This window comes from Bacillus sp. FSL R5-0286 (genome assembly GCF_038593245.1).
In the GTDB taxonomy this organism is placed as follows: domain Bacteria; phylum Bacillota; class Bacilli; order Bacillales; family Bacillaceae; genus Bacillus; species Bacillus altitudinis.
In genome coordinates this window covers 979734-991550 of sequence record NZ_CP151977.1, presented here as the reverse complement: position 1 = coordinate 991550, position 11817 = coordinate 979734, and the positions used below count along the sequence as shown (strand labels likewise).

Sequence of the window (11817 nt, the reverse complement as noted above, 5' to 3'; positions counted from 1 at the left end):
GCATCTTCTATATTCATAGGCTCTTTTTTCCTGTATACTTACTCCATATGAGCACGACAAAAAACAGCGAAAAAAGACAGAATCCACTACATGATTCGACACAAACTACTGATTTATTGGAGCGATTGTAATGCAACGGGTTACGAAAAAACAGACACCTTCAAACACGATGCTGCTCTCAAAGGCGATTGGTCTAGTCATCCTGACATTGATCCTTTTTTTCATTTGGGATATGTCTAAAACCAATATGCAGGCAGCAGATCAACCGAATGAAGTGTCTGCGAGCAGTCCATTTCGAGACACAAGTACAAGTCTGAAAGCAAAAGATGATTCGCCAAAAACATTAGATGCACATTTTAAGATCAATCCAAACAAACATGTAACGGATCAAACGATCTTTTTGACCTTTGATGATGGCCCTTCTGCTACATCAAATCAGCTGTTAGATGTGCTAAAGTCACAGCAAGTGAAGGCCACATTTTTTATGCTCGGGCCGCAAATCAAAGAACACCCAGCAGCTGTGAAAAGACTTCATCAAGAAGGTCATCAATTAGGGCTTCATGGCATCACACATGATGTGAAACGCTTTTATCAAAAAAGTGATTCTCCTGTAAATGAGATGAAAGAAGATCAGCGCATATTGGCTTCTGTTACTGGTGAATATACACATCTTGTGAGAACACCTTATGGCAGTTCACCAAACTTAACAGACCAGCAAAAAACACGTTTAAAACAAAAAGGCTTTGTATACTGGGACTGGACCATTGACAGTCTTGACTGGAAATATAAAAGCTCAAAATATGTACCAGAAGTATTAAATCAGCTGCAAGTGCTTGAAACCAAGTACCCGAAAGAGCCAAAAATCATCTTAATGCATGATCAGCCAGCTACCGCAAAATACTTAAACAGTCTGATCACACAATTAAAGGCGAAGGGCTACACATTTGAAGTCCTTGATGAAACAATGAAGCCACTACAACAATAAAGCAAACCCGCACCTATTGGATGCGGGTTTTTTATGATTTATAAAGCATTCACAAGCTCGCCAATTCGTTCGTGAAAGACAAGATCAAACAGCGGATCGAATTCCGTTTCACTTAAATTCATCATGACCTTAAAGATGGAAGGATGATGAGCAGCATCTTCTGGAATATATCGGGCTGGTGCCACTTCTAAGGAAGTTCCCATGACGAGTAGCATGTCCGTTTGCTGGAGCGATTTCTCCACTTGATCAAAGTGCTTCACCATGTCCCCAAAAAGGACAACATCTGTTTTAAGTACTCGTCCACATGTACGGCCGTCTGATGAGATCCGCTCACAAACCGGTACCTCTTCTTGTAATAAATAAGGCAGTTCGTATGTTGACCCGCATGATGGACATGTAGCTGTTTGAATGGAACCATGCAGTTCATACACATGCTGGCTTCCCGCTTTTTTATGCAGACCATCGATATTTTGCGTGAAAATATCCACGCGTTTTCCTCGCTTTTCTAAATTGGCTAAAAAAGCATGTCCAGCGTTTGGCTCGTACTCTCCACTCATCTTCATTTGAAACAATTCTTTGAATTTCGGCCAAAATTGATGAGGATGTGATAAAAAGTAGGACCGGCTCATTGCCTCCATGCGAGAAGTATCTTCTGTCCATAGTCCACCCGTTGATCTAAAATCGGGAATTCCCGATTCTGTGCTCATCCCAGCACCTGAAAGGACTGTAATATGTGAGGCCTTTGATAATCTCTCTCTTAGCGCTGCCACTTTTGTTTGATCCAACCACCATTCCTCCTTTATTCACCGAGCTGTTTCTCACCTTTTTGTTTCATATAAATGGTCTGTCCAGGGAAAGCAAATTCTACCCCTTCTTCATGGAAAATATCAATAATGCGATAGTTAATATCCTGCTTAATATCCAGGTTTTCAGACCAAGCCGTTGTGTTTGTATAAAAGTTAAAGAATAAGTTTAAATAGCTGTCTGCCAGCACATCGAAATTCACCATAATCGTTTCCTTATGAACCCCATCATGCTCATAAAGCATTTGCTTCAGACGTTTGATGCACTTATCAATGTTTTCTTTCGGTGTATTGTAAGATACGCGAACGGAGAACGTAATTTGACGTTTATTCATTCTCGTCCAATTTGTGATCGGCTCCTTTGAAAGGGTCGAATTTGGCACGGTCACCACTGCTTCAGCAGGTGTTCTAAATTTTGTGCTTCGGAAGGTAATGTCCTCTACAGTCCCAAGTACACTTGGAGTCTCTACAAAATCACCCATTGTAAAAGGCTTCTCTGTAATAATCACAATTCCTCCAAAAAAGTTTGCCACTGTATCCTGCGCAGCGAGCGCAAAAGCAAGACCACCTAGACCAAGCCCTGCCACAAGTCCGTTCACATCATAATTAAATTCTTGTGCAATGACGCTAATACTCAGTGCAATAATCATAAACCGAAGAACCTTTGATAAAAATGGCGCTAAAATATCATCCATCTCTAATTCAAATTTTGAATTCACTTTTTGAAATAAGAAGGAAGAAGCTGCGGTTAGATTACAAAGTCCCCACGTCAGCATCAAAATAATAGAGGATCTATACAATTTGACAATGACATCCATATGGTGCTCAAAGTATGGGGCTTGTCTTAACGCAAAATATAAACCTAGTGCCACAAAAAACAGTCTCGCAGGTTTTTCAAACGCCACGACAATTTGATTAATGACTTCGGTTTTAGACCGGTTTGTCAGCTTAAAGAGCAGGTGAAACAAGTATTTCGTAAATACTTTTCGAAGTAATAAAAAAAGCAATAAAATACAAAGGCTAATGCCTATTTGGATCGCAATATCGACTGTAAAATATGTATCCATCCATTTTTGTGTAAACATCTCTGTCTCTCTCCTTTAAAACAATCCTCTCTAGTTTATAATATAACCTTCGTTTATGTCCTCTCTTAAATGTCTGACCTCTATATAAAAAGCCTCGGGACCTATCCCGAGGCATGATGTTCAATTATGAAATTTTGGCTTGAGACATATCGACGGGCAGCAAACTACTTTTTCTTCTGAGCCTGATCAAGGAGAGTCGCTTTAAACATTTCAGCATCCGTTTCAGCCTTAATACGTTCTTCCACTCTAATTCTCCCTTTACCCAATCATCTCGCCTCCTTTTCATCATTATAAAACATCAGAATTTTCAGTCAACATGACGAAAGCACTAATATTTTGACGAACGCTGACGATTTGGACAAAATTGATCGAAGAAAAATTGATGTAATTCAGGTTTACTCAATCAAAGCTTGCTCTATTCCTGTAAATTTTTCAAAATGATACATCAAGCTTTTTCGGTACATGAGGTTCCATGATAATACGGCGCTCTTCTTCTCCATATAGTAAAGAAGGAAAACCACCAAAGCATTTGATATGATAAGACCAGAACTTATGTCAGGGAGCTGGAGCAAGTGTATATTATCGCACATAGAGGGTCATCAAGCGCAGCCCCAGAAAATACAATCGCTGCGTTTGATGTAGCTGTCGAGCAAGGAGCAGATTATATTGAATTAGACGTACAAATGACAATGGATCAGCACGTCGTCGTCATCCATGATGATACCGTTGAGCGAACGACGAACGGAAACGGCTTAGTCAAAAGCTATACACTTGATCAGTTGAAAAAACTGGACGCAGGAAGCTGGTTTGACCAACAGTATACGAATGAACGAATTCCAACATTACAAGAAATTCTTGAAAGATACAGTCAGCGGATTGGGATATTGATCGAGATCAAACACCCAAAACGGCAGATAGGAATCGAAAAGGCCGTTGCCCGCATCATCAATCGGTTTGCCTATTCTCGTCATATCATCATTCAATCTTTTGATGTTCATGCACTACAAAGAATCAAAGCATTCGCCCCTTCTCTTCGCACAGCTTTGATTATCAAGCCTGATGCATTTAAACTAACGAAACGAAAGTTAACGACATACAGCTCGTTTGCAAATTGTCTTAATATGAAGAAAACGATGATCAATAGATGGTGGATAGACCGCATCCACACATTCGAGATGGATGTGTTTATATGGACTGTAAAAGATCAAAAAACAGCGGATCGAATCAAAAAATATCCAATTGATGGTGTGGTAACCGATAACCCGCTATTTTTTCAAAAGGAGAAATGATGCAGATGAAAACTTATTTCGCCGTTTTTATCGGTGGATTGATTGGTACACTTTGCAGATATGAACTAAGCCAAACTGTCATCAGCCAGACATTCCCCTATGCAACGATGATTGAAAACATTTCCGGCAGCCTGCTTCTTGGTTTTGCGACAGGATACTTTCTATTTCAGAAAGGAAAAAAATATCTTGCAGCTTTGATTGGAACAGGGTTTTGCGGCGGGTTTACGACCATGTCCACCTTTTCTAAAGAGACAGTTCTTCTGTTACAGGCAGGGCAGTTCAATTTAAGTATGATGTACATCCTGCTCTCAGTCATTGCTGGAGTAGCCGCTGCTTTAGCAGGCCTGATCCTTGCTGAACGGCTCTTTCATCAAAATAAGCAGCAGAAAGGAAGCAGATAAATGATTGTTTTTTGTACAGCTGTAGCTGGAGGGATCGGTAGTGCATGTCGTTTCTTCATCAGCCAAACAATCCAGAAAACTCCATCCCATGCCCTTTTCCCGTACAGTATTATTTTCATTAATTTATTAGGTGCAGCCGGTTTAGGTTTTCTCACAGGCGCTGTAACGTCCAATCATCCACTGCTAGTGATCATAGGAACTGGTTTTTTTGGCGGCTTTACCACATTCTCTACGTTTAGTGTAGAATCTGCGACGATGCTGATGCAGCGTCAAATAGGAAAGCTTGCTGCCTATTTACTTGTGACAATCATCGGCTCTTTATGCCTTTTTGCGGCGTTTTATCAAATAGGACAACTTCTGTTTTAAATATCTGTGATGGCAGCTAGGCTGATGAGCAGTTGATCCATCAGCTGGCGCTTCATTAAAAATAGTGTCTTCTCACTATAGCCGATTTCGATTGCACATTTTGCCATGCGCCAATCTCGAAAATACTTATAATCAATGAGCTGCTGCTCTATTTCATCCAATTCTTTTAAAGCCGTTTCAATACAAGCAACAATCAGTTCATACTGACTTTTCTGCTCTTCTAATTTTTGACGTGCCATATGATGATGTTGGAGAGAACTTCGCTTTTCAAGCTGTCTTTCAATATTTAAAATGGCTGCTTGATAGTTCTTGAAATTTTTTAAATGAAACTCAATACGTTTCATTGAGGTTTTTTTCTCCGTGATACTTGCTGTTTCATACCAGAGCATTTCCATCCCCCTTTTACGAACGTTTGTTCTTATTATATACGAACATATATTCTCAAAAAAGAGGCTAAATACCTAAAAAAACCTTGAGCTTATTTTTCGCTCAAGGTCATTTCATTTACTAACAGTGGCTCTTTTATATCAAGCCCTGTGCGTGTATTTTCTTTTTCTGATGATGTGACGCCTTTTTTCAGGTCGATCTTTTTCACATAGCGTCCATCCATCTCCAAGACCTTCATCCGAATATCATCAAGATAAATGGATTGTCCTTCTCGGATATCAATGTTCTCATTTAAGATTAGCCCGCCTATCGTATCAATTTCTTCATCATGATATGACATTTCGATCAAATCTTGAACTTCCTCTAATCTCACTTTTCCATCTAATATATAATGATGCTCCGCTCTCTTTTGAATGACCGGCTGCTCATCTTCATCGAATTCATCTCGAATGTCTCCAACAATCTCTTCTAAAATATCCTCCGTTGTGACAAGTCCAGATGTCCCGCCATATTCATCCGTTAAAATCGCCATATGCATTCGATCGCGCTGCATCTTGACGAGAAGCTCTTGAATTGGAATCGTGTCAATCACTTCAATCACTGGATAAATATAATCTTGAAGCTTCAGTTGATCTTTTTCTCCTTGATACACAATATCTGCAAAGAGCTGCTTTTTGTTGAGCATGCCAATGACATGGTCTTTATCCCCTGAAAACACGGGGAAGCGTGTGTACTTTTCCTTTGTCATGATCGCCAGTATTTCGTCTAACGGCATATCTTCTGGAATCGCACAAATTTCTCTTCGCGGTATCATAATTTCTCTTGCGATTCGATTATCAAAATCGAATATCTTGTTCATATAATTATACTCTGATGAGTTGATTTCCCCATTTTTTAAGCTTTCAGATAATAAAATCTTTAATTCCTCTTCGGAATGGGAATGTTCTTTTTCAGACCCCATATCGATACCCATCATTTTCGTTAGTACACGGGCTGACCCGTTCAACACATAAATGAAAGGGTACATAAGGATATAAAATGCATGCAGCGGTCCTGACAGCCAAAGTGTCATTTTTTCTGCCTTTTGTATGGCAAGTGTTTTTGGTGCAAGCTCGCCAACAACTACATGCAAAAAGGTAATAATAGAGAACGCAAGTGTTGCTGAGATCAGGCTGATTGCTGAATCAGGAATGTTTGTCAAACCAAAACCTCGAACTAAAAGTTCTTTTACTGCCGGTTTACCGATCCACCCTAAACCAAGGGATGTCACTGTAATACCGAGCTGGCAGGCTGACAAATATTCATCTAGCCTTGATGTCACCTTTTTCGCCATGATAGCCTTTTTGGACCCTTCGGCAACAAGCTGATTAATTCTTGAACTTCTCACCTTTACAATGGCAAATTCAGATGCAACAAAGAAAGCTGTTAAAGCAATCAAAACTCCGACTATACTCAGATTAACAATATCGTCCATTTAACCTTGCTCTTTCTTAGAAGAACAAGGAGTCACCTCCTGATTGATGATGTTGTCTTTTGCAAAACGGTTAACTGATTAAATAAGACTACTTTGAGGGCCCCACTTAACCACCTCCGGTTCACGTAAAATCCGTCTCTCTACATATATATGAAACGGTATTCATTTTATCTTACCATAAATAATCTGAAAATTCCTGTATCGCTACAGTATTTTAGAGATGACAACCTAAATTGATGGAAATGCCCTTTGTTTCTTCATATTGGCAGGAAATCTGAACAATTATCTTGTATTTCAGACTCGAATTATATTAAACTATTTTCATAAACTATAACGTGACGGTTAGGAGGAGATGTTCAGATGGGGCTGAGAAAAAGTATCGTATTGGTGAACTAGCACAGATTGCACAGGTGACGAAACGAACTGTAGATTATTATACGAATCTAGGGTTGCTTGCGCCTGTTAGATCTTGCTCTAATTATCGTTATTACGATGAACATGCTTTAAAACGATTACAATTAATCGTTCTTTGCAAACAGCAGAGATTGGCTCTTTCTGACATCAAATCCAGATTAGATGAACAATTCCCTTCTCAAAAGGAAGAACATGACGAACTTGTCCATTTAACCTCTGATATCGATCGGATGAATGAGCATATGGACCGCATTTTGGCACGTTGTAAGCAGCTTCAGCCAGAACAACGTGAAAAACTAAAAGAGCAGCTTACTCCTGAAAAAATGACGGCTGTCCAATCATTTTTACTGCTGTTAAGTTAAAATTTTTACTAAACAGGAGGTGTTACCTTCGTTCTCAAAGTCAGAACGAAGGCCTTAATTGGACATAGTTAATTTACTTATAGTTGCTTTGCTTATAGCTTTAACCGCATTTTTCGTTGCATCAGAGTTTGCGATCATTCGCTTAAGAAGCTCAAGAATTGATCAGTTAATCGCAGAAGGTAATAAAACAGCAGTTGCTGTCAAGCATGTCACGACTCACCTTGATGAGTATCTGTCGGCCTGTCAGCTCGGTATTACCATTACCGCCCTTGGGATTGGTTGGTTAGGGGAAGAAACAATTGCGCACATGCTTGCTCCACTATTTGTAGAGCTGTCGATTCCTCAATCAGCTAGTTCTATTGTCACTTTTATTATTGCGTTTAGTATTATGACGTTTTTACACGTCGTGGTTGGAGAGCTTGCACCAAAAACACTCGCCATTCAAAAGGCTGAGCAAGTGTCCCTTCTATTTGCTAGACCGCTTATGATCTTTTATAAAGTGATGTTTCCGTTCATTTGGGTGTTAAATGGATCTGCTCGTTTATTAACGAAAGCATTTGGTCTTCAGCAAGTTTCTGAGCATGACATGGCGCACTCTGAAGAAGAATTGCGGATTATTTTATCAGAGAGCTATAAGAGCGGCGAGATTAACCAGTCTGAATTCAAATATGTGAATAAAATTTTTGAATTTGATGACCGTCTGGCGAAAGAAATTATGATTCCTCGTACCGAAGTTGTCAGCTTCCCTCATGATATTACCATTGAGGAAATGCTGAAAGTGACCAAGGTCGAGAAATATACACGTTATCCAATTGAAGATGGCGATAAAGACAACATCATCGGTGTTGTGAATATTAAAGAAGTACTCACTGCATGTATTAGTGGTGAATGTTCCACAAGTGATACGATCGAACATTTTGTAAACCCGATTATTCATGTAATTGAAACAGTTCCTGTTCATGATCTACTGCTTAAAATGCAGCGTGAGCGTGTACACATGGCCATTTTATCAGATGAATATGGCGGTACAGCAGGACTTGTAACAGTTGAAGACATCCTTGAAGAAATCGTCGGTGAAATTCGTGATGAATTCGATATTGATGAAATCAACGAAGTGCGTAAACTGGGAGAAGACCACTATATCTTTGATGGAAAGGTCCTTGTAGATCAAGTTAACCTGCTACTAGGTATTCAGCTTGATAACGAAGAAGTCGACACAATCGGCGGCTGGTTCCTTACACAAAAATATGAAGTCGAGAAAAATGACGCGATTCGTGAACAAGGCTATGAATTTATCATTAATGAAGTCGATGGACACCATGTGGCATACATCGAAGTCAAAAAACTAAACGAACAACTATTAGAAGCAGCTGAAGAAGGCGCTTCTTAAGAAAAAAAACGACCCTTGCCTTAGCAAGTGGTCGTTTTCTTTATCCCTTTTCGATTAACTTAGCTTCAAGTTCTTTGATTCTTGTGTTTAATACTTCTGTCATCGCACCTAATCTTTCTTTTGGCGGCAGATGATCAAATTCAGACAGCTCAATCGGTTCACCAATGATTAAGCGCATTTTCCCCTTCTTAAAAAGGCTTTTTGCATTAGAAGGTCCTTTGTACGCTGCTGGAACGATTGGTGATTTGCCGAGCTGCGCAATCGTAACGGCCCCTCTTTTTAAAGGAACATCTTCTGTTGTACGTGTTCCGCTTGGAAAAATCCCAACGATTTTCCCCTCTTTTAATAATTTAATGGGCGTTTTAATACTGCTTGGCCCAGGATTCTCTCGATCAACTGGAAAAGCATGAATCTTCTTTAAAAATCCGCCGATCCATTTATTTGCAAACAATTCTTTTTTCGCCATGTAGTGGATCTCAAACGGAAGAATTCCTGCGCCTAATGCAAGAACATCCACAAAACCCTCATGCGTACAAGCAATGACAAAACCCCGGTCTGTTGGCAGATTCTCTTTTTGATATACTTTGATTCCGCCTCGGAGAGCAAAAAATGCTTTGACGGTATAGCCTGAAAATTTATACATAGTGCACTTCCTTTGTTTGAAGAATGAAGGATTTGTTTCTATTATAACAAATTTTTTATTACCTGGTACTAAAAATTTTCTCCTGCTGATAAAATAGAGACGGTTCACTAAAATCATCTTTTCACTTAAGATGACCGCTCCTTCTGTATTCAAGCATATGTTTTTAGGAGAGAATAGAGGAAGAAATGTGTCCAAAATTGTCGTTTTTTGAGTTTTTTTCCTGATTTGTTCTATTGAAAACACTTTATAAATGATGCAAATTTCGCTATGATAAGGAGAAATGATTTTGATTCGGTGAAAGAGATGAGTAATGTACGGCCTATGAAAAGTTTCGTGCAACTTTATGCCTTTCTTATGCGTGTATAACATAGAGGGGAGAAAAATCAGTGACGATCGATGAAATTTATCAAATGTATATGAACGATGTTTACAGGTTTCTGCTCTCCATGACAAAAGACAAACATTTGGCAGAGGACTTATTGCAGGAAACCTTTATGCGTGCTTATATACATATTCATTCCTACGACCATAGCAAAGTGAAACCTTGGTTATTTCAGGTGGCACGAAATGCTTTTATTGATTATGTCAGGAAACATAAAAAAGAAGTGACCATATCGGATGATCTCATTGGCGGCCTTTTACAAACGTCTGTACAAAGTCCTGCTGAACAGATTGAAATAAAAGAAGTCCTCAACATGTATTTGGAGCAGCTTCCAGATAACTACAAGGAAGCGTTGACATTGTATTATTTAAAAGAACTGAATTACAAAGAAGCATCCAAGGTCATGAATATTACTGAAGCAAATTTTAAAAGTGTTTTATTTCGTGCAAGGCAGCGCCTAAAAGCACTATATAACAGAGGTGTTAATGATGAATGAAGAGTTTAATAAGCGATGGGAACAATATAATAATGGCGAGATGAATGAAGAAGAAATGATGGCGTTTGAAGAAGAGCTCGAAGAAAATGAAAAACGCTTAAGCCAAGAACTGAATGACTCAGATTGGACAGACTTCTCCATCAGTCCTGAAAAACAAAAAGCCATTTTACAATACGGAAAAAGAAAGTCCTATTTACGTATTTCTGTGCTTGCTGTCATATCTACACTGATTATTTTACCGCTTTGTACACTAGGTAGTTATCTATACTACGGCGTTGGCGGAGCAGACAGTAAAGGCAATCATTTTATGGAAACGGCCGCTGTAACAGTCGCCCTAACAAAACCGAATGTCGCCATTGATATGAAGGATTTAAAAGGGCAAGTCAAACTGTTTGGTATGAACACAGAACTTAAGCTACAAAAACAAATTGGCAATAAAACAGAAGCCATCGGCAGTGAACAAATCGAAATGTTTTTCGATAAATTAAAGCAGCCTACGATCTCTTATTATGGCGACAGCGCACGTAATACGGAGGATTTCTTTACGCACCCTTCGTCTCAGGCAGATACATCTAAAAAACAAACACTCACTACTCTAGACAAGCTACCTGAAGGAACAGTGAGTGAAGTGTATGTATCCTATGACAAAGCATACACACCGAAAGACGTGTATTCATTTGCTAAAAAATATGATATGAAAGTGCTTTGGAATGCGATAAAAACAGAAGATTCATTAAGTGGAAATCAGCGTCCAATCGGTTTTCCCGGGAAAGACTCTGAATTTTTAAAAGAGCTTCAGCACACATCAAAAACAGAGGTTGATCAGTTCAAAGATGCCCTCGCTTATGTCAACCAGCATCCAACCTGGGCAAAAACGATCTCTGGCAGACCTGAACTTGACCTCTCTAACCGAATACGCTACATCAATCAAAATGGTGTCAAGGTTTACGGTTCTGTTGTCACAGGTCCTTCTAAAGAAATAGAGAAATTTGTGAAGACAAAACGCATTAAAACGGCCAAAGTGAGCGAGGTGGAATTATGGAATTGGTAAGAATTTTTAAAGAGCATAATGTGTTTGGCTGGATTTCGGTCGGCACCGCTATTTTATCGCTGCTCATGCTGAACCTCGCCATTATTAGCAATGTGACATTTTATTCGTTTCAAATGCTTCCTTTTGCAATGGCCGCAGTTCCATTCGGTGTGATTGAACTGTTCATTAAAAAAGGCCGCACTGGACCAGGTTTCCTAGGCGTCGTTCTGAATATTTTTGTCATCGTTTGTGTCTATGCGATCGTCTCGATTGATGTCGATCTTCAATTAGGTTTTTAATACTAAAAAGC

Annotated in this window: 15 protein-coding genes; 9 read left to right on the top strand and 6 right to left on the bottom strand. The window is 39.3% G+C overall.

Going from position 1 to position 11817, the window contains the following annotated elements:
- Nucleotides 1-130: 130 nt before the first annotated feature.
- Nucleotides 131-985, top strand: coding sequence for a polysaccharide deacetylase family protein (locus tag NST24_RS04965; protein ID WP_024719972.1), 855 nt, complete (start codon nt 131-133; stop codon nt 983-985).
- A gap of 38 nt (nt 986-1023) precedes the next feature.
- Here the strand turns inward: NST24_RS04965 and NST24_RS04960 are convergent, their stop codons facing one another.
- The 3 genes from NST24_RS04960 to NST24_RS04950 all read right to left on the bottom strand — a co-directional run bounded on the left by NST24_RS04960 (nt 1024) and on the right by NST24_RS04950 (nt 3139).
- Nucleotides 1024-1770, bottom strand: coding sequence for an NAD-dependent protein deacylase (locus tag NST24_RS04960; RefSeq protein ID WP_024719971.1), 747 nt, complete (start codon nt 1768-1770; stop codon nt 1024-1026).
- Nucleotides 1771-1784: 14 nt separating this feature from the next.
- Nucleotides 1785-2873 (bottom strand): mechanosensitive ion channel family protein, encoded by a 1089-nt coding sequence (locus NST24_RS04955; protein WP_024719970.1) that lies wholly within the window; start codon nt 2871-2873, stop codon nt 1785-1787.
- Between the two features lie 164 nt (nt 2874-3037).
- On the bottom strand, nt 3038-3139 hold the full coding sequence (locus NST24_RS04950; RefSeq protein ID WP_017360338.1) for a YhdX family protein: 102 nt from the start codon (nt 3137-3139) through the stop codon (nt 3038-3040).
- A 306-nt stretch (nt 3140-3445) separates the two neighbouring features.
- Here NST24_RS04950 and NST24_RS04945 point away from each other — a divergent pair, with 306 nt between their 5' ends.
- Genes NST24_RS04945 through NST24_RS04935 form a run of 3 tightly spaced genes read left to right on the top strand, consistent with a single transcriptional unit; the run spans nt 3446 to nt 4929 of the window.
- Nucleotides 3446-4162, top strand: coding sequence for a glycerophosphodiester phosphodiesterase family protein (locus NST24_RS04945; protein ID WP_100325438.1), 717 nt, complete (start codon nt 3446-3448; stop codon nt 4160-4162).
- A complete protein-coding gene (crcB, locus tag NST24_RS04940) occupies nt 4162-4563 on the top strand; it encodes a fluoride efflux transporter CrcB (protein ID WP_034647784.1) in 402 nt (133 codons plus the stop codon). The genes NST24_RS04945 and crcB overlap by 1 nt, the downstream gene beginning before the upstream one ends.
- A complete protein-coding gene (locus NST24_RS04935; protein WP_007497111.1) occupies nt 4564-4929 on the top strand; it encodes a CrcB family protein in 366 nt (121 codons plus the stop codon). It abuts the gene before it with no gap.
- On the opposite strand, the gene NST24_RS04930 is transcribed toward NST24_RS04935, so the two are convergent.
- Nucleotides 4926-5318 (bottom strand): hypothetical protein, encoded by a 393-nt coding sequence (locus NST24_RS04930; protein WP_017360342.1) that lies wholly within the window; start codon nt 5316-5318, stop codon nt 4926-4928. The two genes, NST24_RS04935 and NST24_RS04930, sit on opposite strands and share 4 nt — an antisense overlap.
- Nucleotides 5319-5407: 89 nt before the next feature.
- Nucleotides 5408-6790 (bottom strand): hemolysin family protein, encoded by a 1383-nt coding sequence (locus NST24_RS04925; RefSeq protein WP_017360343.1) that lies wholly within the window; start codon nt 6788-6790, stop codon nt 5408-5410.
- Between the two features lie 335 nt (nt 6791-7125).
- Between NST24_RS04925 and NST24_RS04920 the strand changes: the two genes are divergently transcribed.
- Together NST24_RS04920 and NST24_RS04915 are read left to right on the top strand one after the other, a co-directional pair.
- Nucleotides 7126-7566, top strand: coding sequence for a MerR family transcriptional regulator (locus NST24_RS04920; RefSeq protein WP_076821966.1), 441 nt, complete (start codon nt 7126-7128; stop codon nt 7564-7566).
- 58 nt (nt 7567-7624) lie between these two features.
- Nucleotides 7625-8956, top strand: coding sequence for a hemolysin family protein (locus NST24_RS04915; RefSeq protein ID WP_008348975.1), 1332 nt, complete (start codon nt 7625-7627; stop codon nt 8954-8956).
- A 40-nt stretch (nt 8957-8996) separates the two neighbouring features.
- Here the strand turns inward: NST24_RS04915 and NST24_RS04910 are convergent, their stop codons facing one another.
- The gene (locus NST24_RS04910) at nt 8997-9599 is read right to left on the bottom strand and encodes a 1-acyl-sn-glycerol-3-phosphate acyltransferase (RefSeq protein WP_017360344.1); all 603 of its coding nucleotides are present in this window, start codon (nt 9597-9599) and stop codon (nt 8997-8999) included.
- A 386-nt stretch (nt 9600-9985) separates the two neighbouring features.
- On the opposite strand from NST24_RS04910, the gene NST24_RS04905 reads away from it, so the two are divergent.
- From NST24_RS04905 to NST24_RS04895, 3 genes are read left to right on the top strand one after another with little or no spacing between them, the layout of a single operon-like run.
- Nucleotides 9986-10477, top strand: coding sequence for a sigma-70 family RNA polymerase sigma factor (locus NST24_RS04905; RefSeq protein ID WP_008348979.1), 492 nt, complete (start codon nt 9986-9988; stop codon nt 10475-10477).
- Nucleotides 10470-11528 carry an anti-sigma factor gene (locus NST24_RS04900; RefSeq protein WP_008348982.1) on the top strand — a complete coding sequence of 353 codons (1059 nt, stop codon included), beginning with the start codon at nt 10470-10472 and terminating at the stop codon, nt 11526-11528. The genes NST24_RS04905 and NST24_RS04900 overlap by 8 nt, the downstream gene beginning before the upstream one ends.
- Entirely contained in the window at nt 11516-11806 is a 291-nt protein-coding gene (locus tag NST24_RS04895) for a hypothetical protein (RefSeq protein WP_008348984.1), read from the top strand. The genes NST24_RS04900 and NST24_RS04895 overlap by 13 nt, the downstream gene beginning before the upstream one ends.
- Nucleotides 11807-11817 lie beyond the last annotated feature (11 nt).

What these genes read in the sequence shown, in the direction of transcription:
- NST24_RS04965 (WP_024719972.1), top strand. Translation starts at nt 131, where the DNA reads ATGCAACGGGTTACGAAAAAACAGACACCTTCAAACACGATGCTGCTC.
- NST24_RS04955 (WP_024719970.1), bottom strand. Translation starts at nt 2,873, where the DNA reads ATGTTTACACAAAAATGGATGGATACATATTTTACAGTCGATATTGCG.
- crcB (WP_034647784.1), top strand. Translation starts at nt 4,162, where the DNA reads ATGCAGATGAAAACTTATTTCGCCGTTTTTATCGGTGGATTGATTGGT.
- NST24_RS04935 (WP_007497111.1), top strand. Translation starts at nt 4,564, where the DNA reads ATGATTGTTTTTTGTACAGCTGTAGCTGGAGGGATCGGTAGTGCATGT.
- NST24_RS04930 (WP_017360342.1), bottom strand. Translation starts at nt 5,318, where the DNA reads ATGCTCTGGTATGAAACAGCAAGTATCACGGAGAAAAAAACCTCAATG.
- NST24_RS04925 (WP_017360343.1), bottom strand. Translation starts at nt 6,790, where the DNA reads ATGGACGATATTGTTAATCTGAGTATAGTCGGAGTTTTGATTGCTTTA.
- NST24_RS04910 (WP_017360344.1), bottom strand. Translation starts at nt 9,599, where the DNA reads ATGTATAAATTTTCAGGCTATACCGTCAAAGCATTTTTTGCTCTCCGA.
- NST24_RS04900 (WP_008348982.1), top strand. Translation starts at nt 10,470, where the DNA reads ATGAATGAAGAGTTTAATAAGCGATGGGAACAATATAATAATGGCGAG.
- NST24_RS04895 (WP_008348984.1), top strand. Translation starts at nt 11,516, where the DNA reads ATGGAATTGGTAAGAATTTTTAAAGAGCATAATGTGTTTGGCTGGATT.